Source organism: Bradyrhizobium sp. 4, from assembly GCF_023100905.1.
Lineage (GTDB): Bacteria > Pseudomonadota > Alphaproteobacteria > Rhizobiales > Xanthobacteraceae > Bradyrhizobium.
Genome location: NZ_CP064686.1, coordinates 3,345,930 through 3,369,055 on the forward strand (window position 1 = coordinate 3,345,930; position 23,126 = coordinate 3,369,055).

Below are 23,126 nucleotides of genomic sequence, written 5' to 3' on the forward strand. Positions count from 1 at the left end.
TCTCGCCTTTCGGCTTGGAACCGGGGCGCTAGGCTGCGCGGTCCGTGTCGGGCCTGAGCGCGTCTTTTTGGCGACAGACCTTAAGGGGGTTCAATGATCGATTCTTCGAGCGGGGCGCAAACCAGCGACCCCGAAGACTTGCCCAGGATTTCGACCGGCAGCGACGGTCTGGACGACATCCTCTGTGGCGGGCTCGATCCCAATCGCATGTACCTCTACGAGGGTCGGCCCGGCTCGGGCAAGACCACGATGGCGCTTCAATTCCTTCTCGAGGGCGTCCGCTGCGGTGAACGCGTGCTCTATATCTCCTTGTCGGAAACCAAACGTGAGCTGACGCTGGTTGCGCAGCGGCACGGCTGGTCGCTGCAAGGTGTCGACATCTTCGAACTGGTTCCGCCGGAGACGACGCTGGATCCCGAGCGGGAGCTCACCGTCTTCCATCCCGCTGAAATGGAGCTGAGCGAAACGACGGGCCTAATATTCAAGGAAGTCGAACGGATCAATCCCGCGCGCGTGGTGCTGGACAGCCTGTCCGAGCTGCGCCTCCTCGCGCAGAACCCGCTGCGGTACCGACGCCAGGTCCTGGCCTTGAAGCACTTCTTCACCAACCGCAATTGCACGGTCATCCTCCTCGACGACCTCTCGTCCTCCCAGGACGATTTACAACTCCATTCGATCGCGCATGGCGTGGTGATGCTCGAACAGCTCGCCATTGATTATGGAGCAGAGCGCCGGCGGATGCGCGTCATCAAGATGCGCGGCATTCGATTTCGCGGCGGCTTCCACGATTTCACCATTGAAGCAGGAGGTGTGCGGATATTCCCCCGGCTGGTCGCGGGGGAACATCACGCATCGTTCATCGGTGAGTTGACGCCGAGCGGCAATGCGCAACTCGACCAGCTCCTGGGAGGAGGGCTCGAGCGCGGCACCAGTGCGCTTCTTTTGGGCGCCGCCGGTGTCGGCAAGTCGTCTCTCGCGCTGACCTATGCGATCGCGGCGGCAGCCCGTGGTGAGCATGCGGTGTTCTTTGCCTTCGATGAAGGTCGCGGCACGGTGGAAGCCCGGGCTCGGACGCTTGGCCTGCCCCTTGAAACGCACCTGCAATCGGGACTCATCCGCTTTCAACAGATCGATCCCGCCGAGATGTCCCCCGGGGAATTCGCCGCGAATGTACGAAAGAGCGTCGAAAAGGATAACGCCCGGATTGTCATCATCGACAGTCTGAACGGTTACCTCAACGCGATGCCGGATGAGCGATTCCTCATCCTTCAGATGCATGAGCTCCTGAGCTATCTCGGGCAGAAAGGCGTGCTGACCGTCCTGATCCTCGCTCAACATGGGCTGGTCGGTCCGATGGAAACGGCTCTCGATATCAGCTATTTGAGTGATGCGGTGCTCATGCTGCGCTATTTTGAGGTCGGCGGAACGGTGCGGCGTGCCCTCTCCGTCGTGAAGAAGCGCAGCGGCAATCATGAAAACTCAATCCGCGAGTTTCGTCTTGGCCGCGCTGGCATCACGCTAGGTCCTCCGCTGAGCGAGTTCAGCGGCATTTTCTCCGGAAATCCGCGTTATACGGGCACGGAGATGCCGGAGGGGCCGGCGGAATGAGCGCGGACCGCGATCATTGCGTTCTCGTGTTTGCTCCGATCGGCCGTGATGGGGCGGCATCGGTCGAGCTTTTCCGCAATTCGAATCTCGTCGCAATCAATTGTCGTGGTCTGCCTGAACTGGTCAGCGAGATGTCGGCGGGAGTGGGCGCGGTCCTTCTCGCCGAGGAGGGCTTGTTCGGGAAGGATACCCAGCCGCTGGCACATTGGATCGAGCGGCAGCCGCCCTGGTCCGACCTGCCCTTTGTCATTCTCACCAGCCACCGCGAGCAGCCGGCGGTGGTTGCTTGGCGCCGCAGCATCGTCGAGACACTCCGCAACGTTTCGCTGCTTGAACGTCCGGTTCAGCCGATCACGCTGACGAGCGCAATTCAATCCGCAATGCGGGCCCGCCGGCGGCAATATGAAATTCGAACCTTGCTGCAGGCGCGCGAGCGGACGGCCCAGGAGCTCGAGAAGCTCGTGGTCGAGCGCACCCGTGCTCTCGAGGAGGCCAATAAGCATCTGCGGGCCGAAATGGAAGAGCGCGCCCGGGTCGAGGAGACCCTTCGTCAAGCCCAGAAGATCGAAGCCATCGGACAATTGACCGGCGGAGTAGCTCACGACTTCAATAATCTGCTGATGGTGATCTCCGGTGGATTGGACATGCTCGATCGGCAGACAGATCCTGATCGGCGGCGTCGGCTGTTGCAGGGAATGGTTCAGGCGGCGCAGCGCGGTGCCGGCCTGACCCGGCAGCTTCTGGCTTTTTCACGGCGGCAGAAGCTCCGGCCCGAGGCCGTCGACATCGCATCGCAGATCGGCGGCATGCGCGAACTGCTCGATCGGAGCCTGAGAGGCGACGTTCACGTCGAGTTCGATTTTCCGGATGGTCTTTGGCCGGTGGAGGTCGATCCGGGAGAGCTCGAACTGGTCATTCTCAACCTGGCGGTCAACGCCCGCGATGCGATGCCGAACGGCGGCACGATCGTTGTTCGTGGCGAGAACCTGGCCGGCTTCGACGAGGATGAAATTTCGGGCGATTACGTCCGCCTGTCCGTGGTCGACAGGGGTGTCGGGATGAGCCCCGAGATCCTGGCGCGGGTCTTCGAACCGTTCTTCACGACCAAGGATGTCGGGAAAGGCTCGGGCCTGGGGCTTGCGCAGGTGCACGGATTTGCGACGCAGTCACGCGGGATGGTTCGAATAAAATCGATCGTCGACGAGGGCACCAGCATCGAGCTCTATTTGCCGCGATCCAGGAATATTCCTTCGGGTGAACGGCATCTCATCGACCTGAACAGGGCGCGTCCCAAGAAGGCTAATCATGGCCGGGTTCTCCTCGTCGAAGACGACGACGAGGTCGCCGCGCTGGTCAGCGAAATGCTTGCGCAACTCGGTTACCAGGTCACGCGCGCGGCTAGTGCTGCGGCGGCCCTCGGTGCCCTAGCGGACGGCCGCTCCGTCGATCTGGTGTTTTCCGATATCATGATGCCGGGCGGCATGAACGGTGTCGAACTCGCGTCCGAGATAAAGAGGAGGCGAAGCGACATCCCGGTCCTGCTGACGAGCGGATACGCCGAAGCCGCGGTTCACGACGCCGAAATGGCCGGGATCCGGATCCTGTCGAAGCCCTACCACATCGACGAGCTCGCCGCAGCGCTCAGTGCTGCAAAATCGGACTTTGCGATAGCCACAGGAGCGGGTTTGGCGACGACTCGGGGCTGACCACGCGCGCAACAATTACTGCCCGGGTTTATGGCTCGAGGGGCCCTGGGCGTTTGCGCGCTCGGCCGGTCGACGCCCGTCGCCGGGCGGCGTGCACATGCGGTAGCGTCTCAGTTGCGACGACACGGATTCGTTCTCTGCGAGTAGTCCATCTCTGCCGCTACGTCTGGGCTATGAGGACTGCAGAAATCGGCCCGCAAATGAAGCCACTTTCGGCCGCTTTTTAGCCCATTTCAGCCAAACTGTTGTTGGTTTCTCATTGCCGGGGCAGGGATCTTCAATTTGGAGCCCTGCAATGTTCAAGGCGGTTCTTTCTGCGTGTCTCTTGGTTGCCCTCAGCTCCGTCGCTTCCGAAGCACGGACTTATCGCATTCATCAAGTACCTGAATGCAACGTCACGATGCCCTGCGACTTCTCGTATGCGCAAACGCGCCGCGAGCGGACTTCCCGGTCCCCACTGAATCCCAGGTCCTCGCTACAAGCCTATCGCGCGACGCAATTGACAGCGACCGACGCGGGCGGCGCCCCGACGACGAGCATCTCCGGCGCCCGCATCGTAGGCAGTCGTCCGGCAGGGTGTCCTTCATCCTTCTGCGGCTGCGGCGCGGCTCTGCGCGTGTTCGGCCGTATCGTGCCGGAATTGAATCTTGCGGCCAATTGGCTGCGCTTCCCGCGGACATCACCCGCACCGGGAATGGTCGCAGCGCGACGTGGACATGTGTTCGTCCTCGAGCAGCACCTGGAAGGGGACACCTGGATGGCGTACGACGCCAACTCGGGCGGACACGCGACGCGAATGCATGCGCGTTCATTGCGTGGCTATACGATCGTCAACCCGCGCGGTGGTTCCGTCGCCTGAGAGGCCAGCCGACATAATTGCGACGCATGAACATCCGCAAGGCGTCTGTCGACGGCTACGGCAGGTTCGCCTTGCTGATTTTTCGATCTGCGACGGCTGGTCGCGTTTTATTTCAGGTACGTCTTCCGCAATCGAGCGGCATCCCGAACCCGAACGACCCGCCTCGTGTCGGGCGGATCGGTGACGCCGCACTCTACGGCGTCACCGGCACCATCAGATACTAAGCCATCGCGGCTTGCGGCTTTGGCTTCGGTTGTCGCGAGAGCGTCAGCACGATCAGCGCGGCGAACACGCAGAGCGCGCCGGCGATGAAGAAGGCGGGCAGGTAGCTCTGATAGACCGTCCGCGAGAAACCGGCGCCGAAGGCGGCGGTGCCCGCGCCGAGCTGGTGGCCGGCAAAGATCCAGCCGAACACCAGATTGGCGCGCTCGGGTCCGAATTTCTGCGCGGTGAGGCGCACCGTGGGCGGCACGGTTGCGATCCAGTCGAGCCCGTAGAACATCGCGAAAATCGAGAGCCCATAGAACGAGAAATCGCTGAAGGGGAGGAAGATCAGCGAGAGCCCGCGCAGGCCGTAATACCAGAACAGCAAATAGCGGTTGTCGTAGCGGTCCGACAGCCAGCCAGACATGATGGTGCCGAAGAAGTCGAAGATGCCCATGGCTGCCAGCAAGCCCGCGGCCTGCACCTGCGGGATGCCGAAATCGAGGCACATCGGAATCAGATGCACCTGCACGAGGCCATTGGTGGATGCGCCGCAGACGAAGAACGTCGCAAACAGGACCCAGAACGCGCTGCTCTTCGAGGCGTCGCGCAGCGTGCCGAGTGCCACGCCGGTGATCGAGCCATGGCTGACGGGCGGGGCGGGCAGGGGTGTGGTGCCTTCGTCGCCGAACGGGCGCAGGCCCAAATCGCTCGGACGGTCGCGCATCGCGAGCAGGACCGCGAGGGCGGAAACACCAAGCGCGATGCAGACGAAGCCGAGCGCAAGCCGCCAGCCGAAACGTTCGGTGAGGCTTGCCAGCAGCGGCAGGAACACGAGCTGGCCGGTGGCGACGCTCGCGGTCATGATGCCGACGACGAGGCCGCGCCGCGCTGCGAACCAGCGCGTCGCGATGGTGGCGCCCAGCACCAGCGCAGTCATGCCGGTGCCGATCCCGATCACGACGCCCCACAGCGCGACGAGCTGCCAGACCTCTGTCATGCCGAGCGAGAGCACCAGCGCCGAGACGACGATGAGCTGCGCGGTCAGCGTGACGTTGCGCAGGCCGTAGCGGTTGAGCAGGGCTGCCGCAAACGGCGCCATCAGCCCGAACAGGATGAAGCGGATTGACAGCGCGGAGGAGATCTCCGCCGTGCTCCAGCCGAATTCCTTCTGAAGCGGAACGATGAACACGCCGGGCGCGCCGACCGTGCCGGCGCTGATCAGCGCGGTGAGGAAGGTCACGCCGACCATCACCCAGCCGTAGTGGATATTGCGGCGGCCGAGTGTTGCCGCGAGCCAGTTCGAGATCATTGGGCCTCAATCTTGGTAGGCAGGATTTGAAACACCTGCGCAAGTTTGCAGAGTGGCACGAGACGCGTCTGTCTGAAATGACGGAGTTCCCTCATTTCCGGACTTTCACCTCAGTGCGTCAAGCGTTCCACCGCGATCGCTGTGGCTTCGCCGCCGCCGATGCAGAGCGCCGCGACACCGCGCTTGAGGTCTCGCGCCTTGAGCGCATGCAGCAGCGTCACGATCAGCCGTGCGCCGGTGGCACCGATTGGATGGCCGAGCGCGCACGCGCCGCCGTTGATGTTGAGCTTCTCGCGGGGAATGCCGAGATCGCGCTGCGCCGCCATTGCCACCACGGCGAAGGCTTCGTTGATCTCGAACAGGTCGACGTCGTCGGCGCTCCAGCCGACTTTGTCCAAGAGCTTGCGGATCGCCGGGATCGGGGCCGTGGTGAACCATTGCGGCTCCTGGCTGTGGGTGGCGTGGCCCTTGATCACGGCGAGAGCCGGCAGGCCGTTGCGATCGGCGAGTGAGCGCTTCGTCAGCACCAGCGCAGCGGCGCCGTCGGCGTTGGCGGAGGAGGCCGCTGGCGTGATGGTGCCGTTGGCGCGGAACGCCGGCTTCAGCCCGGGGATCTTCGCGGGATCGACCTTGAGCGGATGCTCGTCATTAGCGACGATGCGGGGGCCTGCCTTCTCGCTCAGCGTGATCGGCGCGATCTCGGGCTTGAACGCGCCGCCCTCGACCGCCTTGCGCGCGCGGCTCAACGTTTCCATCGCGAAGGCGTCCTGGTCCTTGCGGGTGAACTGGTAGGCTTCGGCGGTGGCCTCGCCGAAATCGCCCATGGAGCGGCCGGTCTCGTAGGCGTCTTCAAGGCCGTCCATCATCATGTGGTCGATGATGCGGTCGTGGCCGGCGCGATAGCCGCCACGCGCCTTGACGAGCAGATACGGCGCGTTGCTCATGCTCTCCATGCCGCCGGAGACGACGATCTCGGCCGAGCCGGCGCGAATGATGTCGTGCGCCAGCATGGTCGCCTTCATGCCGGAGCCGCAGACCTTGTTCACAGTGGTCGCCCCTGTGGCGTCGGGCAGGCCGGCCGCACGCGCAGCCTGGCGCGCCGGGGCCTGGCCCTGGCCCTCGGGAAGGACGCAGCCCATGAAGACCTCGTCGACCTTCTCCGGCGCAAGCTTGGCACGCTCGAGTGCCGCGCCGATCACGTGCGAACCGAGCTTGTGTGCGGGAAGCGGCGACAGTTCGCCCATGAAGCGCCCGAGCGGGCTACGGACGGCGGAGACGATGACGACGGGATCGGCGGCCTCGGCCATGGGGGAGACTCCCTACGATGTCGGACATATAAGATTATGACCATCATATGATGCGGCGCAAAAAATGCAATTGCGTCCGGCATGAGAAAATCTTTTGGTTCGCATGAGATTTGGTCGTGCGAACGGAAAAGGTTGAGAGCGCCTACCGCTTCCGATTCACAAACGCGCCCATCAGCCGCGTCGGCTCGTCCGTCAGGAACGACTCGCCGAACACCTTCACGCTCAAATTCACCGACTCCGTCAGCGGCAGTTCCTCCCATTGCCGCAGCAGTGCTTTCTGCGAGCGCAGCGCCTCGGGGCCGCATTCGAGCAGCGCCTGCACAAGGTGCTCGACCTCGGCATCGAGCCCGCCTTCCGGCGCGACCTTGTCGACCAGCCCCCAGGCCAGCGCCGTCGACGCGTCGATGTTCTCAGCGGTCATCACCAGCCAGCGCGCGCGGGCCCAGCCGATCAGACGCGGCAGCAGCGCGGCATGGATCACTGAGGGAATGCCGACGCGCACCTCCGGCATGCCGAAATGCGCATCATGGGCTGCGATCCGGAAATCGCAGGCGGCAGCGACTTCGAGCCCGCCGCCGAGGCACCAGCCGGGCATGCGCGCGATCATGGGAGCCGGGAAGGCGCGCACGGCCTCGCAGAGGTCGCGCAGGCGGCTGATGAAGGCTTCGGCGGACTTCTGGTCGAGCCTGGCCATCTCCTTGATGTCGGCGCCACCGATCATGCTCTTCTCGCTCTGGCCGCGCAGTACCACAACCCGGATGCTGCGGTCGGACGAGAGCTGCTGCAAGCCTTCGCGAACCGCATCGGTGACGGGCGAGCCCAAAATGTTCAGCGAGCCGGCATTGCAGATCGCGACATGAACGACGCCGCGCGCATCGCGCGTCACGCCGCAGTGGTGGTTGAGCATTTCCATGAGGGGATCTCTGAGTTCGTGGACGCGCGAATACGCCTGTCGGGATCACTTCCGGGCCGAAACGCCTTGCTTGTCAAGCGGGCGGGAAGGAGTTGCCAGCGCGAAGTCCGCAGAATAGTATGATGGAAATCATACCAAGAGGCCGCGATGACCAGCAACGATCAACTCGACCTGTTTTCGCCTGCGGGCCGGCGCGAGCGGGTGGTGGAGTGGTAGGTGCCTGCGCCGGTCGCGAAAGTGGCGATGGGCCTGTCAGGCATGGATGCGATGCTGGGTATCCGCGACGGACGGTTACCGCCGCCCCCCTTTGCCAAGCTGATCGGCTTCGTAATGGCCGTGGTCGAGCCGGGCCGGATCGTCATGGAACTCAAGCCGCGCGAGGATCTCGAAAACACCATAGGCCTCCTGCACGGGGCCACAGCCGCCGCGCTGCTCGACACCGCGATGGGGTGTGCGATCTCGACCAGGCTGGAGCCCGGGCAGGGCTCCGTCACCCTCGATCTGAAAATGACCTTCCTGCGTCCGCTCTCGGTCCGGTCCGGGCTGATCGCCGCCGAGGGCAAGGTGATCAAGCTGGGACGCCAGACCAGCTACACCGAGGGCTTCGTCCGCGACGGTAAGGGGGCGCTTGCGGTGCACGCAACGGCGACCTTTTCCATGATCGGCAACAATTTTACCGAGAATTAATGCGCCGTCCTGCCGATATCCGTGTTATTAGATGACCTCCGACATCCAATGAGATCCGCATGCGCTATTCTCGGGAACACAAGCAGGAAACCCACGACCGCATCGTGAAGAAGGCCTCCGTGCGGCTGCGCGAAAAGGGCGCCCACGGCATCGGCGTCGCCGACCTCATGAAGGAGGCGGGCCTGACCCATGGCGGCTTCTACGCCCATTTCGATTCCCGCGAGGCGCTCGTGATCGAGGCGTTCGACTACGCCATGGATCGCTCGATGGAGCACTGGCGCAAGCAATCTGATCAGGTCGCGCCGGAGAAGCAGCTCCCCCAGATCGTGGAGACCTATCTCTCGACGGTGCATCGCGACAACCCCGGTCACGGTTGCTCGATTCCCGCGCTCGGCGCCGAGATCGCCCGGGAGAGCCCGAAGACACGAAAGGCCTTTGCGGGCAAGCTCGACGAGATGATCGAGATGATCACGGACTTCATCCCGAATCTGCCGCGCAAGGCCGCGCGCAAGCAGGCGATCGCGACGCTGGCGACCATGGCCGGCACCATGCTGCTCGCGCGCATTGCCGGCTCGAGCGAGCTGTCGGACGAGGTGTTGAAGACGGGCAAGGACAGTGCGCTCGATGGCGCGCGGCGTGAGCCGAAGGTAACGGCGGCGAAGAAGGTGAAGCAGAGTTAGGCCGAGGTGCGGTAGGTGGGCAAAAGCGAAGCGTGCCCACCATCCAACCGCGAGTGTGGAGACATGGTGGGCACGGCGCTAGGGCGCCTTTGCCCCCCTACGAGACCGTCCTTACCGCCCCGCAAACAGCGCCCGCTCGCGCTCGACAATCTCGGAAATATAATCCGCCACCGCGCGGATGCGTGCGAGGTCCTTGCTGTCGGCGTGCATCAGCATCCAGAAGGTGCGGGTGATCGAGACCTCTTCCGCCAGCACCGCAAGCAGCTGCGGATAGTCGGCCGCCATGAAGTGCGGCAGGACGGCGATACCGAAGCCGGCGAGCGTGGCATTGAGTTGTGCGATCAGATTGGCGCTGCGCAACCGTGCGGAGATCTTCGGCGACACCTGCGGCAGATAGTCGAGCTCGGGCGTGAACAAGAGCTCCTCGATATAGCCGACGAATCGATGCTGCGGCAGCACCTCGCGCGAGGTGATTTTCGGGAAGCGGTCGAGATAGGCGGGCGCGGCATAGAGTCCGAGGCGGTAGTCGAGCAGTTTGCGGCCGACGATGCGGCCTTCCTTCGGCATGGTCAGGCTGATCGCGATATCGGCCTCGCGCTTGGAGAGGCTGAACAGCCGCGCGGTGGCCACCAGTTGCAAATCGAGATCGGGATACCGGTCGGCGAACTGAGCGAGCCGGGGCGCCAGGAAGGCGGTGCCAAATCCGTCTGGCGCGCCGATCCTCACTGTGCCGGTCAGCCGCGCCACGGAGCCACCGACCTGCTCCTGGTTGGCGACGATGGTCGATTCCATGGCTTCCGCGCTGTCGGCGACGCGCTGGCCGGCCTCTGTCAGCAGGTAGCCGGTCTTGCGCCGGTCAAACAGCTTGGCCGAGAGGTGCTTCTCCAGCCGGTCGACGCGGCGGATGACGGTAGCATGGTCGACGCCGAGCTGTTTTGCCGCAGCCGAAACCGAGCCGCCCCGCACGATGGCCAGCACGAAGCGGAAGTCGTCCCAGTCGATAGCGCCTTGATCCAGCATTTTCGCACATCTATGGTGCATTATCTCAGACTTGAATCCTATAAAATGCAGGTCGATAGGATTTGTCAAAGCGTTCAAGCTCGCCTTAAGGAGACCATTCCATGCGTTCAGTCGGACATTTCATTGGTGGCAAGGAGGTCAAGGGCACCTCGGGCCGCACCGCCGACGTTTTCGAGCCGATGACGGGTGACGTCCAGGCCAAGGTGGCGCTGGCGTCCAAGGCCGAGGTCCGCGCCGCCGTGGAGAACGCCCGCGCCGCGCAGCCGGAATGGGCCGCGACCAACCCGCAGCGCCGCGCCCGCGTCATGATGAAGTTCGTCGAGCTGGTGCAGCGCGACTACGACAAGCTCGCCGAGTTGCTCGCCCGCGAGCATGGCAAGACCGTTCCGGACGCCAAGGGCGACATCCAGCGCGGCCTCGAAGTCGCGGAATTCGCCTGCGGCATCCCGCATCTGATGAAGGGCGAATACACCGAAGGCGCCGGCCCCGGCATCGACATCTACTCGATGCGCCAGGCGCTCGGCGTCGTCGCCGGCATCACGCCGTTCAATTTCCCGGCGATGATCCCGATGTGGAAGTTCGCTCCTGCGATTGCCTGCGGCAACGCCTTCATCCTGAAGCCGTCGGAGCGCGATCCCGGCGTGCCGATGATGCTCGCCGAGCTGATGATCGAGGCGGGCCTGCCGGCCGGCATCCTCAATGTCGTCAACGGCGACAAGGAAGCGGTCGACGCCATCCTCGACGATCCCGATATCAAGGCCGTCGGCTTCGTCGGCTCCACTCCGATCGCGCAATACATCTACGAGCGCGCAGCCCAAACCGGCAAGCGCTGCCAGTGTTTTGGCGGCGCCAAGAACCACGCCATCATCATGCCCGACGCCGACATGGACCAGGCGGTCGACGCACTGATCGGCGCCGGCTACGGTTCGGCCGGCGAACGCTGCATGGCGGTGTCCGTCGCGGTCCCCGTCGGCAAGTCCACTGCCGACCGCTTGATGGAAAAGCTGGTCCCGCGCGTCGAGTCGCTCAAGATCGGCACCTCGATCGATCCGTCCGCCGATTACGGTCCGCTGGTGACGCGCGAGGCGGTCGAGAAGGTCAAGGGCTATATCGACATCGGCATCAAGGAAGGTGCGACGCTCGCGGTCGACGGCCGCGGCTTCAAGATGCAGGGCTACGAGAACGGCTTCTATCTCGGCGGTTCGCTGTTCGACAACGTCACGAAGGACATGCGGATCTACAAGGAAGAGATTTTTGGTCCCGTGCTCTCGGTCGTGCGCGCGCACGATTACAAGGAAGCGCTGGCGCTGCCGTCGGAGCATGATTACGGCAACGGCGTTGCGATCTTCACCCGCGACGGCGATGCCGCGCGCGACTTCGCGGCCAAGGTCAATGTCGGCATGGTCGGCATCAACGTGCCGATCCCGGTGCCGATCGCCTATTACACCTTCGGCGGCTGGAAGAAGTCGGGCTTCGGCGATCTCAACCAGCACGGCCCGGATTCGGTGCGCTTCTACACCAAGACCAAGACGGTGACCTCGCGCTGGCCGTCCGGCGTCAAGGAAGGCGCGGAGTTCTCGATCCCGCTGATGAAGTAAGGCTGTAGCCCAGCCCGTCATTGCGAGCGTAGCGAAGCAATCCAGACTTTCTCCTCGGACCCACTGGATTGCTTCGTCGCTTCGCTCCTCGCAATGACGAGAACAGTGAGCAGCCCAACATGCAGTTCGCTCTGAACGAGGATCAGATCGCGGTTCGCGACATGGCGTTGGCGTTTGCGGCGGAAAAGATCGCGCCGCACGCGCTTCGTTGGGACGAGGAGAAGCATTTTCCCGTCGAGGTGATGCGCGAGGCAGCAGCGCTCGGCATGGGCGGCATCTATATCCGCGACGATGTCGGCGGTTCCGCGATGTCGCGGTTCGATGCCGCGCTGATCTTCGAGGCGCTGGCAACGGGCTGTCCGACCACCTCGGCCTTCATCTCCATCCACAACATGGCGTCCTGGATGATCGATGCCTACGGCAGCGACACCCAGCGCCACACCTGGCTGCCCAAGCTCTGCACCATGGAGCTGATCGCGAGCTACTGCCTCACCGAGCCCGGCGCCGGCTCGGACGCGGCAGCGCTCCGCACCCGCGCCGTGCACGACGGCGACCATTACGTGCTCAACGGCCAGAAGCAGTTCATCTCCGGCGCCGGCGGGACCGATCTGCTGGTCGCGATGGTCCGCACCGGTGGCGACGGTCCGGGCGGCATCTCGACGCTCGTGATCGACGGCAGGACTCCGGGCGTCTCTTTCGGCGCCAACGAGCGCAAGATGGGCTGGAACGCGCAGCCGACCCGCGCCGTGATCTTCGAGAACGCGCGCGTTCCGGTTGCCAATCGCTTGAGCGAGGAGGGCGTCGGCTTCAAGATCGCGATGGCGGGCCTCGACGGCGGGCGTCTCAACATCACGGCGTGCTCACTCGGCGGCGCGCAGACCGCGCTCGACAAGGCGCGCGCCTACATGAAGGAGCGCAAGGCCTTCGGAAAGCGCCTCGACGAATTCCAGGCGCTGCAATTCAAGCTCGCCGACATGGCGATCGAGCTCGAGGCCGCGCGCACCTTCCTGTGGCGCGCCGCCGCGGCGCTCGATCGGAAGGATCCCGACGCCACCATGCTCTGCGCGATGGCCAAACGCTTCGGCACCGATGTCGGCTTCGAGGTCGCCAACCAGGCGCTCCAGCTTCATGGCGGCTACGGCTATCTCAGCGAATACGGCATCGAGAAGATCGTGCGAGATTTGCGCGTGCACCAGATTCTCGAAGGCACCAATGAAATCATGCGGCTGATCGTGGCGCGCAAATTGATCGAGGGCGCGCGATGAGTGGAGTGGAGGAGGGCGATCTGGTCGCACGGGTCGAGGGCTCGGCCGGCATTATCAGGCTCAACCGCCCGAAGGCGATCAACGCCGTCACGCTGGAGATGTTTCGCGACATCGACAGGGCGCTCGACCGTTTTCAGACCGATCCAGCCGTTGCCGTGATCGTGCTGGAAGGTGCCGGCGAGCGCGGCCTGTGTGCCGGCGGCGACATCCGTGCGCTCTGGGAGAGTTCGAAGATCGACGGCGATCTCGGCAAGATCCTGTGGCGGGAAGAGTACATCCTCAACGCGCGGATCAAGAAATTCCCAAAACCCTATGTCGCCTTCATGGACGGCATCGTGATGGGCGGCGGCGTCGGGCTTTCGGCACATGCGAGCCATCGAATCGTGACCGATCGCACCAGGCTCGCGATGCCCGAGGTCGGGCTTGGCTTCTTCCCTGACGTCGGCGGCACCTGGCTGTTGTCACGCTCGCCGGGCGAGATCGGCACTTATTTCGGCCTGACCGGCCAGACCATGAACGGCCCCGATGCGATCCACGCCAGGTTTGCCGATGCAGTGGTGCCGGCAGCCAAATGGCCGGAATTGCGGGAAGCGCTGACCAAGGTTCGCCAAGGCGTCACAGCGGCCGATGTCAGTAAGCTCATCAACGGCTTCGCGACCGGGGAGACCGCTGGGCCGGTCGCCGCGAAGGAGCCGGCGATCGACGCACTGTTCGGCTTCGACCGCATGGAAGACATTTTTGCCGCGCTCAAGCGCGACGGTTCCGAGTTCGCGCTGGCGACATTGAAGACGCTCAACGAAAAATCGCCGCGCGGCATGGTGGTGACGCTCAAGCTGCTGCGGCTCGCGCGCACCGCGTCGAGCCTGGGAGAATGCCTGGTGCGCGAATATCGGGCTGCGTTGGAAGTCTTCCGCAGCGACGACTTTCGCGAAGGCGTGCGCGCCGCCGTGATCGACAAGGACCGCAATCCGACCTGGTCGCCGTCGCGGATCGAGGACGTCACGCCGGACATGCTTGCGCACTATCTCGCCGAGATCGGCGCCGACGAATTGAAGTTCAACTAATCAACGAAACGTTCAGCGGAGGAAACCAAGATGGCCACGATCGCATTCATCGGTCTCGGCAACATGGGCGGCCCCATGGCCGCCAATCTGGTCAAGGCCGGCCACAAGGTCGTCGCTTTCGACCTCGCCGAGGCCTCCCGCAACCAGGCCAAGGCCGACGGTGCCGGCATCGCCGAGAGCGCCGCGGGCGCGGTGAAAGACGCCGATGTCGTTGTCACCATGCTGCCGGCCGGCAAGCATGTGCTCGGCGTGTGGGGCGAGGTCGTTCCTGTCATGACCAAGGGCGCGCTGATCATCGACTCCTCCACCATCGACGTCGAGAGCGCGCGGCATGCGCATGCGCTCGCGGCCAAGCACGGCGTGCTTTCGGTCGATGCGCCGGTCTCCGGCGGCACCGGGGGTGCCAAGGGTGCGACGCTCACCTTCATGTGTGGCGGCGAGGACAAGGCGTTCGCAGCGGCAAAGCCCGTGCTGGAGAACATGGGCAAGAAGATCGTGCATTGCGGTGGTGCCGGCGCGGGCCAAGCCGCAAAAATCTGCAACAACATGATCCTCGGCATTTCCATGATCGCGGTGAGCGAGGCGTTCGCGCTGGCTGAGAAGCTCGGGCTCTCGCATCAGGCGCTGTTCGACGTCGCCTCGACCTCGTCGGGCCAGTGCTGGTCGCTGACGACCTATTGCCCGGTGCCCGGGCCGGTGCCGACCTCGCCCGCCAACAACGATTACAAGCCGGGCTTTGCCTCGGCGCTGATGGTGAAGGATTTGACGCTGGCGCAGGACGCCGCCAAGGCCGCGGGCGCGGCAACGCCGCTCGGCAAACATGCGCAGGAGATCTATCAGTCATTCGACGCAGCCGGCCAGGGCGGGGTGGATTTTTCCGGAATTATCAAGCACGTTAGGGGGCTGGCCGGGAAAGCTTGATGACGACATTTCAGGAAGCGCGCGCGTTTCTGCTTCACAACCGCACGGACTACGAGACAGCGGTCAAGGGCTTCCGCTGGCCCGATCCTGTTCCCTTCAATTGGGCACTCGACTGGTTCGACGCCGAGCTGGCGGCGAATGCGGACAGCAAGGATCGTCCTGCGCTCTGGATCGTCGATGCCGCGCAGGACCGGCAGACCAAGCTCTCGTTCGGGGCGTTGTCGCGCCGCTCCAACCAGGTCGCGAACTTCCTCCGCGCGCAGGGCCTCAAGCGCGGCGATCATCTCCTGCTGCTGCTCGGCAATGTGGTTCCGCTGTGGGAGACGATGCTGGCCGCGATCAAGCTCGGCGTCGTCGTAATTCCCGCGACGACGCTGCTCACGGCCGATGAACTTCGCGACCGGCTCGATCGCGGCCAGGCGAAGGCGGTGGTGGCAGCGCAGGACCAGGTTGCGAAGTTCGCAAGTCTTGGTGCCGACAATATCGTCCGCATTGTCATGGGCGAGGCCTCCGATGGCTGGCTCTCCTATGATGACGCGGCAGAAGCGTCGGAGAGCTTTGCAGCCGACGGCCCGACCAACGCCGACGACCCGATGCTGCTCTATTTCACCTCGGGCACCACCGCAAAGCCAAAATTGGTGCGGCACAGCCAGCGCAGTTACCCCGTCGGCCATCTCTCGACCATGTACTGGATCGGACTGAAGCCCGGCGACGTCCATCTCAATATCTCTTCGCCCGGCTGGGCCAAGCACGCCTGGAGCTGCTTCTTCGCGCCGTGGAATGCGGGCGCAACCGTCTTTGTGGTCAACCAGCCGCGCTTCGACGCCAAGGGGCTGCTTGCCACCATCGGCCGCTGCGGTGTCACAACGCTGTGCGCGCCGCCGACGGTGTGGCGGCTGTTCATCCAGGAGAACTTGGCGTCGTTCAAGGTGGCCTTGCGCGAGGTCTGCGGTGCCGGCGAGCCGCTCAATCCGGAAGTGATCGATCAGGTGCAGGCCGCCTGGGGCCTCACCATCCGCGACGGGTACGGCCAGACTGAAACGACGGCGCTCGCCGGCAACTCGCCGGGGCAAAAGATCAAGGTCGGCTCGATGGGCCGACCGCTGCCGGGCTATCGCGTGCAGGTCAGCGACGCCGACGGTCATCCGGCCAAGGAGGGCGAGGTGGCTCTGGTGCTCGGCGAAAACCGCCCCGCCGGCCTGATGCAGGGCTATCAGGGCGACAACGGTGAGCTGTCCGGCGCCGAAGGCGAGCTCTATCGCAGCGGTGACGTCGTGTTCGAGGACGACGATGGCTATCTCACTTTCGTCGGCCGCTCCGACGACGTGTTCAAATCGTCCGACTACCGCATCAGCCCGTTCGAGTTGGAGAGCGTGTTGCTCGAGCACGAGCTCGTCGCGGAAGCCGCCGTGGTACCAAGCCCGGATCCGATCCGGCTGGCGATTCCCAAAGCCTTTGTGCTGCTGACAGTCGGCGCGGAGCGCTCGCCGGAAACCGCGCTCTCCATCTTCAGGCATCTGCATACGCGCCTTGCGCCGTTCAAGCGCATCCGCCGCCTCGAGATCGTCACGGAGCTGCCGAAGACGATCTCGGGAAAGATCCGCCGCGTTCAGCTCAGACGTCTCGAGCGTGACGACGACCGCAACGATCCCCTGCGCGGCCGGGAATTCCGCGAAGAGGATTTTCCGGAGCTGCCGAAAACACGGAGTGAGACCTAAGTGAACGAAGTCTGGAAGAAGCCGCCGATTTCCTTGAACGCCTATCAGGCTATGGTCGGCAAGGAGATCGGCGTGTCGTCGTGGCACTTGGTCGATCAGCCCCGCATCGACACCTATGCCGACGTGATCGAGGATCACCAGTTCATTCACGTCGATCCGGAGCGTGCGAAGAAGGAGACGGCGTTCGGCACCACCATCGCGCACGGTTTCCTGACGATGTCGCTGCTGTCGATCATGTCCTACGAGGTGATGCCCGTTATCGCGGGCACCACGATGGGGGTCAATTACGGTTTCGACAAGCTGCGTTTCATCTCGCCGGTGCGCTCGGGCAAGCGCGTTCGCGGCCGTTTCGTGCTGGCGGAAGCCAAGCTGCGCAAGCCGAATGAATTGCAGTCGCGCACCAATGTCACCGTGGAGATCGAAGGCGAGGACAAGCCCGCGCTGGTTGCTGATTGGTTGGGGTTGATCTATTTCGCCTGACGCTGGCCGTCGTTGCCGGGCTTGACCCGGCAACCCATCGCTGCTCAAAAGCTGTCCAAATCGGTGGACTCGAACCCTCTCCCCTTGTGGGAGAGGGTGCCCCGCGGAACGCGAGGCGGGTGAGGGGTTTCTCTCCGCGAGCACATCCGTTGCGACAGACCCCTTATCCGGCGCCGTAGCCAACGCTACGCGTTGGCGTTTTAACTGGGAACGGCGGCCGTTGGCCGCCTATGCCACCTTCTCCCACAAGGGGAGAAGGAAGAAGAAGCAGGAACTGCACTCATGGCAATCAGGTTCGACGGACGCGTCGCCATCGTCACCGGCGCGGGCAATGGTCTGGGGCGCGCGCATGCGCTGGGATTGGGGAGCCGCGGCGCCAAAGTCGTGGTCAACGATTTCGGCGGCGCGCGCGATGGCAGCGGCGGTTCGCTGTCGCCGGCGGAAGCCGTGGTCGAGGAGATCCGTAAAGCGGGCGGCATCGCCATGGCCGACGGCGCCGACGTCTCCAATTTCGAGCAGGTCACGGCGATGGTTGAACGCGCCACCAAGGAGTGGGGCAGCGTGGACCTCTTGTGTGCCAATGCCGGCATTTTGCGCGACAAGTCGTTCGGCAAGATGGAAGCGGCCGATTTCCAGAAGGTGCTCGACGTGCACCTCGTCGGTACCTTCTATTGCTGCAAGGCGGTCTGGGCCGGCATGCGCGATCGCAATTATGGTCGCATCGTGCTGACGACGTCGTCCTCCGGCCTCTACGGTAATTTCGGCCAGGCCAATTACGGTGCGGCCAAATCCGCCATGGTCGGCCTGATGAACGTGCTGGCCGAAGAGGGCCGCAAGGCCGACATCCGGGTCAACATCATTTCGCCGACGGCGGCAACCCGCATGACGGAAGAGCTGCTGCCGCCGCAGGCGTTGCAATTGATGAAGCCGAACGCGATCACGCCCGCGGTCGAGTACATGCTGAGCGAGGATGCGCCGACGCGCACCATCATGGGCGCTGGCGCCGGCTCGTTCGCGGTGATCAAGATCGTCGAGAGCGAAGGCATCAACCTGCCGGAGTCCGAGTGGACGCCGGACGCGGTCGCGGCGCATTTCGCCGAGATCAGCGACATGTCGAAGGCGAAGGCGCTGCAGGGGGCTTTCGAGCAGACGCAGAAATACGTAGCGCAGGCCGCTGCGCGCGCCGGGGTGAAACTCTGACAGCCGTCGCCGTCATTGGCGCCGGCCCTGCCGGGTTGATGGCGGCCGAGGTGCTCGCGCAGGGCGGTGCTCGCGTCACGATCCATGACGGGATGCCGTCCGCGGGCCGCAAATTTCTGATGGCCGGCCGCGGCGGGCTCAATCTCACCCATAGCGAACCGCTGCCGCAGTTCATGGCGCGCTACCGGGAGGCGGCGCCGAAACTGCAAGCAGCGATCGAAACGTTTCCGCCTGACGCGCTGCGCGCCTGGAGCGAGGCGCTGGGCGAGCCGACTTTTGTCGGCACCAGCGGGCGTGTGTTTCCGAAAGCGTTCAAGGCATCGCCCTTGCTGCGGGCCTGGCTGCGACAGCTCGATGCCGCCGGCGTGCGCTTTGCGTTTCGCCAGCGCTGGATGGGCTGGGACGGGGACGGACGACTGGTCTTTGACACACCCGGCGGCGACACCACCATCGCCGCGGACGCCACGGTGCTGGCACTCGGCGGCGCCAGCTGGCCGCGACTGGGCTCCGATGGCGGCTGGACGACGATCCTGGCCGACAAAGGCGTTGCGATCTCGCCGCTGCGGCCGGCGAACTCCGGCTTCACAGTCGCATGGTCCGAAATCTTCCGCACGCGCTTCGAAGGCCAGCCGCTCAAGGGCATTACGCTGTCCTTCGGCCCACACCGGGCGCGCGGCGAGGTCATGATCACAAGGGGCGGAATCGAGGGCGGGGCGATCTATGCGTTGTCGGCCGAACTGCGCGAGGCGATCGCGGCGAGCGGCGAAGCGGTCCTGCACGTCACCTTGCGGCCGGATGTCGAGCATGGCGAACTCGTCAAGCGCCTGTCCGCCTCGCGCGGCAAGCAATCCTTCTCCAACTTCCTGCGCAAGGCTGCGCAGCTGTCGCCGGTCGCGGTCGGGCTGCTGCAGGAGGTCACCATCGGTGCTGGCCAGTCGTTGCCGGCAATGTCGGCTGAACAATTGGCGGAGCTCATCAACGCCGTGCCGATCAAGCTCATAGGCGTCGCGTCGATCGCGCGCGCGATCTCCAGCGCCGGCGGGATATCGTTCGACGAGCTCGACTCGGACTTCATGATCCGCAAGCTGCCGGGCGTCTTCGCAGCCGGTGAGATGCTGGACTGGGAGGCGCCGACGGGGGGCTATTTGCTCCAGGCCTCGTTCGCGACGGGAGCGGCGGCGGGTAGGGGTGTGTTACGACGGCTCGCCCAATCGTCGCCCTGACTATCCCATCATGACGTTCCGGTCCGGGTTGTGAGATCCGTGAGGAGGCCGAGCACGCCGAAGCTGGCCGCCACTGCGCAGACCATGGTCCAGCCGCCAAAACTCCAGGCCAGCGATGCCGCCGCCGCGCCGACGCCACCGCCGATAAAGAACAGCGCGACGAACAGGCCGTTCATGCGACCGCGGGCCTCGGGGCGCAACAGATTGATCGCGCGGCGGCCCAGCGTCTGGTCGGTGGTGATGCCGACGTCGAGCAGGATCGTGCCGAGGCTCAGTACCAGCAGGCTGGTGATCTGGGAGTCCAGCATGCCCGCCCAGGCGCAGAGCGCGAGCGAGCCGATGATGAGCAGATGGGAGGCAAAGAACATCGGCCGCGCCCGGCCCTTGTCGCCCCAGCGGCCAGCCATTGGTGTCGCCGCGGCGCCCGCTACGCCGATCAGTGCAAAAGCGGCAACTCCCTTGGCGTCGAGGTCGATCGGCGCCTCCGGCAGCCGCAGCGCGACCGCCGACCAGAACGCCGTGAAGGAGGCCATGACAAGCGACGCGGTCCAGGCCCGCACGCGCAGCACCGGCTCTTCGCGCAGCAGTCTTGGAAAGGACAGCAGCAATTCGGCGTAGCTCGCGCGTCCCGTCGGTCGAAGGGTCGGAAGGTAACGGGCAAGTGCGCCGGCAAGCAGAGCCATCAAAGCGGCCGAGACGACATAGTAGGCACGCCAGCTCCAGAGATCGGCGATCAGGCTCGCCGCAGGTCGTGACAGCAGGATGCCGATCATCAATCCGCCCATCACCTCGCCGATGGCCTGGCCGCGGCGATCCGGTGCCACCATGGATGCGACCAGCGGAACCATCATCTGGATCGCCGCGCAGCAGGCGCCGAGGATGAAGGTGGCGAGCAGCAGGAGCGAGGGCGTCGGCGCGAGCGCCGTCGCGAGAGCGGCGAGGATCGCGCAGCCGAGGGTGCGGAGGATGACAAGCCGGTTCTCGACCAGATCGACCAGAGGTACGAGCAGCAGCAGGCCGAGTGCGTAGCCCAGCAAGGTCAGCGTGCTGATCAGCCCCGCCTGCCACGCGGGCATCGACATTGACCGGCCGATCAAGCCGAGCAGGATCTGCGGCGCGAACAAATTGGTGACGACGACACCGGCGGTGATCGCGCCGAGCCAGATCAGCGGCCGCTCGGCGAGCTGGTTTCGGGACGCAGGCCTGGTGGTTTCGGAGACAGTCATGGGACCTCGCAGCTGTGGCGCGGGACCCTTTAAGCGGGGGCATCAATATGCTACAATTCAAATAAGACTATAAAGAATATGCGAGTTTGTTATGAACACCCATGACCTTGTTGCTTTCGTCGCCGTGGTCGAGACCGGATCGATTGTCGCAGCGTCGGCGCGTCTCAATCTCACCCAGCCTGGCGTGACCCGACGTATCCAGAATCTCGAGGAGATGTTGGGGGCGCAGCTTCTGGACCGGCTCTCGAAGCCCCTGAAGCCGACGGCGGCGGGCCATGAGGCCTACGAGCAGGGCAGGCGTCTGCTCAGGATGCTGGACGACCTCAAGTCGGGCGTGGCCAACGACGGAATGGTCCGCGGCGAGTTCAGGCTCGGTCTGACGCCGTTTCTCTCGGAGGCAGGCCTGACCGCACCACTCGATGCGGTGCGCGCCGAATTTCCCGCGCTGGCCGTGCGGGTGGTCTCCGGTTGGTCGCCGAACCAGCTCGAGCGTGTCTGCCGCAACGAGCTCGATGCAGCCGCGATTTGTCTCCCCGACGGTGCAGTGCCGCCCGCCGATCTGGCGGCCGACGATCTCGGCGCGCAGCCCGTCGTCTTCGTCGTCGCACGTGAGATGAAGATCCCGCGCACCGTCGACCTGGAACGGCTGTCCCAACTGTCGTGGGTAATCAACCAGGATGGCTGTGGATTTCGCGATACGCTGAAGCGAAAATTCGATGCCTCGCATCTGCCGTTCAACATCGCCGTTGAGGCGCTGGACAGTGAGCTTCGCCTGTCGCTGGTGTCGCGCGGCCTCGGCGTCGGGCTCGTCACCCCGATCGCCCTGAAACGCAGCGCATTTCGCGACAGGCTCAAGCCGGTCGCTGCGCGCGACTTCAAACCCGCCGTGCGCGCATGGGTGGTGCATCGCGCCCCCGCCGGTCGGCTGGAGCGGCCGATCAAGCTCTTCCGCGATGGCCTGGTCCGGGAACTCCAGGCGCTGATCGGGGGATAGCTACCGCAGCTTCCCCCGCGCTGCGATCGGCAGCGTGCCGATGATCTCATCGCCGCGCACCATCACCACTTCGTCCATCATGTTGACGACGACGCAGACATGATTGGGCACGATGCGGACGATGTCGCCGACATTGGGCCGGGTGTTGCTGCGGGAGAGGTCGAGGAAGCCATGCTCCTCGGCGAAGCGTGCGATCTTGGCTTCGGGATGCTCCAGGATCAGGCCGTGGCCGTCGAGGCCGCCGGTATCCGTGGTCAGCGTCTTGGAGCCGGCATCGAGGATGCCGCGCTCGGGCGCGGCACGGCTCACCACCGTCGAATAGACGTGAAGCGCGCAGTCGTCCCAGGTGGCGGAGCCGGCGGCGACCTGCATGCGGTCGTTGTAGATGTAGGTGCCGAAGCGGTGCTCGGTGCCGCCCTTGAGCTTGCCGAGATTCTTCAGGTTCGGCGTCCCGCCGGTCGAAACGATTTTTGCATCCAGCCCGTGCGCGCGCACGCCAGCCAGTGCTTCATCATAGAATTTTTGCGCGTCCGCCCAGCCAGTCTCGGTCGGATACATCATGAAGCCGGCGAATTGCAGGCCCTTGGATGCGGCAATCTCCTGTGCCAGCGCAATGGCCTCGGCTGGCGTCTCGACGCCGGCGCGCTTGCGGCCCGTGTCGCATTCGACCACGACCGACAGCGGTCGGCCTGAGGCCGCAGCGGCCTTGGGCAGGCCGGCAACGACGGTCGAATTGTCGGCGGCGACTGTCATGTTGGCCTTCGCCTGCAGCGCCCCTAACCGCGCCATCTTCTCCTCGCCGAGCAGATTGTAGCTGATCAGGATGTCATCGATGCCGGCATTGGCCATGATCTCGGCTTCACCGAGCTTCTGGCAGGTGATGCCCTTGGCACCGGCAGCGATCTGCATCTTCGCGATCGTCGGGTTCTTGTGCGTCTTGATGTGGGGACGGTTGGCGATCCCGGCGTCATCGCAGGCCTTCTGGATGCGCGCGATGTTGCGCTCGACCTTGTCCATGTCGATGACGGCGCAGGGCGTGCCGTATTCGCGGGCGATTTTGGCGGCAAGGGTCGTTGTCATGGAAGTCTCTGAGTTGGCGCGCATTCCGTTTGCAAAAGCGGTGCCCACTTTTGCGGAATGC

General features: G+C 64.5%; 19 protein-coding genes and 2 pseudogenes. 15 read left to right on the forward strand and 6 right to left on the reverse strand.

Annotation, left to right across the window (positions count from 1 at the left end; genetic code table 11):
• The first annotated feature begins 93 nt into the window (after positions 1-93).
• The 4 genes from IVB45_RS15280 to IVB45_RS15295 all read left to right on the forward strand — a co-directional run bounded on the left by IVB45_RS15280 (position 94) and on the right by IVB45_RS15295 (position 4,397).
• Positions 94-1,608, forward strand: a complete 1,515-nt coding sequence (locus tag IVB45_RS15280) for an ATPase domain-containing protein (RefSeq protein ID WP_247360494.1) — start codon at positions 94-96, stop codon at positions 1,606-1,608.
• Entirely contained in the window at positions 1,605-3,314 is a 1,710-nt protein-coding gene (locus IVB45_RS15285; RefSeq protein ID WP_247286552.1) for a response regulator, read from the forward strand. Before IVB45_RS15280 ends, IVB45_RS15285 begins: the two co-directional genes overlap by 4 nt.
• A gap of 295 nt (positions 3,315-3,609) precedes the next feature.
• Complete coding sequence (locus tag IVB45_RS15290; protein WP_035962523.1) at positions 3,610-4,173, forward strand: hypothetical protein; 564 nt, start codon at positions 3,610-3,612, stop codon at positions 4,171-4,173.
• Positions 4,174-4,199: 26 nt separating this feature from the next.
• The gene (locus IVB45_RS15295; RefSeq protein ID WP_247360495.1) at positions 4,200-4,397 is read left to right on the forward strand and encodes a hypothetical protein; all 198 of its coding nucleotides are present in this window, start codon (positions 4,200-4,202) and stop codon (positions 4,395-4,397) included.
• On the opposite strand, the gene IVB45_RS15300 is transcribed toward IVB45_RS15295, so the two are convergent.
• The 3 genes from IVB45_RS15300 to IVB45_RS15310 form a co-directional block, all read right to left on the reverse strand.
• Positions 4,394-5,689 (reverse strand): MFS transporter, encoded by a 1,296-nt coding sequence (locus tag IVB45_RS15300; RefSeq protein WP_027569559.1) that lies wholly within the window; start codon positions 5,687-5,689, stop codon positions 4,394-4,396. The two genes, IVB45_RS15295 and IVB45_RS15300, sit on opposite strands and share 4 nt — an antisense overlap.
• 110 nt (positions 5,690-5,799) lie before the next feature.
• Positions 5,800-6,996 carry an acetyl-CoA C-acyltransferase gene (locus tag IVB45_RS15305; RefSeq protein ID WP_247360496.1) on the reverse strand — a complete coding sequence of 399 codons (1,197 nt, stop codon included), beginning with the start codon at positions 6,994-6,996 and terminating at the stop codon, positions 5,800-5,802.
• Positions 6,997-7,138: 142 nt separating this feature from the next.
• On the reverse strand, positions 7,139-7,909 hold the full coding sequence (locus IVB45_RS15310; protein ID WP_247360497.1) for an enoyl-CoA hydratase: 771 nt from the start codon (positions 7,907-7,909) through the stop codon (positions 7,139-7,141).
• Positions 7,910-8,056: 147 nt separating this feature from the next.
• Between IVB45_RS15310 and IVB45_RS15315 the strand changes: the two are divergent.
• A pseudogene (locus IVB45_RS15315) lies at positions 8,057-8,596 on the forward strand (PaaI family thioesterase).
• 59 nt (positions 8,597-8,655) lie between these two features.
• Positions 8,656-9,276, forward strand: coding sequence for a TetR/AcrR family transcriptional regulator (locus IVB45_RS15320; protein WP_247360498.1), 621 nt, complete (start codon positions 8,656-8,658; stop codon positions 9,274-9,276).
• 111 nt (positions 9,277-9,387) lie between these two features.
• Here IVB45_RS15320 and IVB45_RS15325 read toward each other — a convergent pair whose 3' ends face one another.
• A complete protein-coding gene (locus IVB45_RS15325; protein ID WP_247360499.1) occupies positions 9,388-10,296 on the reverse strand; it encodes a LysR family transcriptional regulator in 909 nt (302 codons plus the stop codon).
• Between the two features lie 101 nt (positions 10,297-10,397).
• Between IVB45_RS15325 and IVB45_RS15330 the strand changes: the two genes are divergently transcribed.
• The 8 genes and pseudogenes from IVB45_RS15330 to IVB45_RS15365 all read left to right on the forward strand — a co-directional run bounded on the left by IVB45_RS15330 (position 10,398) and on the right by IVB45_RS15365 (position 19,765).
• Positions 10,398-11,894, forward strand: coding sequence for a CoA-acylating methylmalonate-semialdehyde dehydrogenase (locus IVB45_RS15330; RefSeq protein WP_007592262.1), 1,497 nt, complete (start codon positions 10,398-10,400; stop codon positions 11,892-11,894).
• 119 nt (positions 11,895-12,013) lie between these two features.
• Positions 12,014-13,159 carry an isobutyryl-CoA dehydrogenase gene (locus IVB45_RS15335; protein ID WP_247360500.1) on the forward strand — a complete coding sequence of 382 codons (1,146 nt, stop codon included), beginning with the start codon at positions 12,014-12,016 and terminating at the stop codon, positions 13,157-13,159.
• The gene (locus IVB45_RS15340) at positions 13,156-14,223 is read left to right on the forward strand and encodes an enoyl-CoA hydratase/isomerase family protein (RefSeq protein WP_247360501.1); all 1,068 of its coding nucleotides are present in this window, start codon (positions 13,156-13,158) and stop codon (positions 14,221-14,223) included. Before IVB45_RS15335 ends, IVB45_RS15340 begins: the two co-directional genes overlap by 4 nt.
• 21 nt (positions 14,224-14,244) lie before the next feature.
• Positions 14,245-15,144: pseudogene (gene mmsB, locus IVB45_RS15345) on the forward strand (3-hydroxyisobutyrate dehydrogenase); the annotation flags it as partial.
• Positions 15,144-16,862, forward strand: a complete 1,719-nt coding sequence (locus IVB45_RS15350) for an AMP-binding protein (RefSeq protein WP_247360503.1) — start codon at positions 15,144-15,146, stop codon at positions 16,860-16,862. The pseudogene mmsB and the gene IVB45_RS15350, both read left to right, overlap by 1 nt.
• Positions 16,863-17,342 carry a MaoC family dehydratase gene (locus IVB45_RS15355; protein WP_247360504.1) on the forward strand — a complete coding sequence of 160 codons (480 nt, stop codon included), beginning with the start codon at positions 16,863-16,865 and terminating at the stop codon, positions 17,340-17,342.
• Positions 17,343-17,624: 282 nt separating this feature from the next.
• Positions 17,625-18,542 carry an SDR family NAD(P)-dependent oxidoreductase gene (locus IVB45_RS15360; protein ID WP_247360506.1) on the forward strand — a complete coding sequence of 306 codons (918 nt, stop codon included), beginning with the start codon at positions 17,625-17,627 and terminating at the stop codon, positions 18,540-18,542.
• Positions 18,539-19,765 (forward strand): TIGR03862 family flavoprotein, encoded by a 1,227-nt coding sequence (locus IVB45_RS15365; protein ID WP_256469466.1) that lies wholly within the window; start codon positions 18,539-18,541, stop codon positions 19,763-19,765. The genes IVB45_RS15360 and IVB45_RS15365 overlap by 4 nt, the downstream gene beginning before the upstream one ends.
• An 8-nt stretch (positions 19,766-19,773) precedes the next feature.
• Here the strand turns inward: IVB45_RS15365 and IVB45_RS15370 are convergent, their stop codons facing one another.
• Positions 19,774-20,991, reverse strand: coding sequence for an MFS transporter (locus IVB45_RS15370; protein WP_247360509.1), 1,218 nt, complete (start codon positions 20,989-20,991; stop codon positions 19,774-19,776).
• Positions 20,992-21,082: 91 nt separating this feature from the next.
• On the opposite strand from IVB45_RS15370, the gene IVB45_RS15375 reads away from it, so the two are divergent.
• On the forward strand, positions 21,083-21,985 hold the full coding sequence (locus IVB45_RS15375) for a LysR family transcriptional regulator (RefSeq protein ID WP_247360511.1): 903 nt from the start codon (positions 21,083-21,085) through the stop codon (positions 21,983-21,985).
• Here the strand turns inward: IVB45_RS15375 and IVB45_RS15380 are convergent, their stop codons facing one another.
• A complete protein-coding gene (locus tag IVB45_RS15380) occupies positions 21,986-23,065 on the reverse strand; it encodes a D-TA family PLP-dependent enzyme (protein WP_247360512.1) in 1,080 nt (359 codons plus the stop codon).
• Positions 23,066-23,126: the final 61 nt, after the last annotated feature.

Excerpts from the sequence above, each read along its gene's own strand:
- IVB45_RS15280 (WP_247360494.1), top strand. The coding sequence starts at position 94 with ATGATCGATTCTTCGAGCGGGGCGCAAACCAGCGACCCCGAAGACTTG.
- IVB45_RS15285 (WP_247286552.1), top strand. The coding sequence starts at position 1,605 with ATGAGCGCGGACCGCGATCATTGCGTTCTCGTGTTTGCTCCGATCGGC.
- IVB45_RS15290 (WP_035962523.1), top strand. The coding sequence starts at position 3,610 with ATGTTCAAGGCGGTTCTTTCTGCGTGTCTCTTGGTTGCCCTCAGCTCC.
- IVB45_RS15295 (WP_247360495.1), top strand. The coding sequence starts at position 4,200 with ATGAACATCCGCAAGGCGTCTGTCGACGGCTACGGCAGGTTCGCCTTG.
- IVB45_RS15300 (WP_027569559.1), bottom strand. The coding sequence starts at position 5,689 with ATGATCTCGAACTGGCTCGCGGCAACACTCGGCCGCCGCAATATCCAC.
- IVB45_RS15305 (WP_247360496.1), bottom strand. The coding sequence starts at position 6,996 with ATGGCCGAGGCCGCCGATCCCGTCGTCATCGTCTCCGCCGTCCGTAGC.
- IVB45_RS15310 (WP_247360497.1), bottom strand. The coding sequence starts at position 7,909 with ATGGAAATGCTCAACCACCACTGCGGCGTGACGCGCGATGCGCGCGGC.
- IVB45_RS15320 (WP_247360498.1), top strand. The coding sequence starts at position 8,656 with ATGCGCTATTCTCGGGAACACAAGCAGGAAACCCACGACCGCATCGTG.
- IVB45_RS15325 (WP_247360499.1), bottom strand. The coding sequence starts at position 10,296 with ATGCTGGATCAAGGCGCTATCGACTGGGACGACTTCCGCTTCGTGCTG.
- IVB45_RS15330 (WP_007592262.1), top strand. The coding sequence starts at position 10,398 with ATGCGTTCAGTCGGACATTTCATTGGTGGCAAGGAGGTCAAGGGCACC.
- IVB45_RS15335 (WP_247360500.1), top strand. The coding sequence starts at position 12,014 with ATGCAGTTCGCTCTGAACGAGGATCAGATCGCGGTTCGCGACATGGCG.
- IVB45_RS15340 (WP_247360501.1), top strand. The coding sequence starts at position 13,156 with ATGAGTGGAGTGGAGGAGGGCGATCTGGTCGCACGGGTCGAGGGCTCG.
- IVB45_RS15350 (WP_247360503.1), top strand. The coding sequence starts at position 15,144 with ATGACGACATTTCAGGAAGCGCGCGCGTTTCTGCTTCACAACCGCACG.
- IVB45_RS15360 (WP_247360506.1), top strand. The coding sequence starts at position 17,625 with ATGGCAATCAGGTTCGACGGACGCGTCGCCATCGTCACCGGCGCGGGC.
- IVB45_RS15370 (WP_247360509.1), bottom strand. The coding sequence starts at position 20,991 with ATGACTGTCTCCGAAACCACCAGGCCTGCGTCCCGAAACCAGCTCGCC.
- IVB45_RS15375 (WP_247360511.1), top strand. The coding sequence starts at position 21,083 with ATGAACACCCATGACCTTGTTGCTTTCGTCGCCGTGGTCGAGACCGGA.
- IVB45_RS15380 (WP_247360512.1), bottom strand. The coding sequence starts at position 23,065 with ATGACAACGACCCTTGCCGCCAAAATCGCCCGCGAATACGGCACGCCC.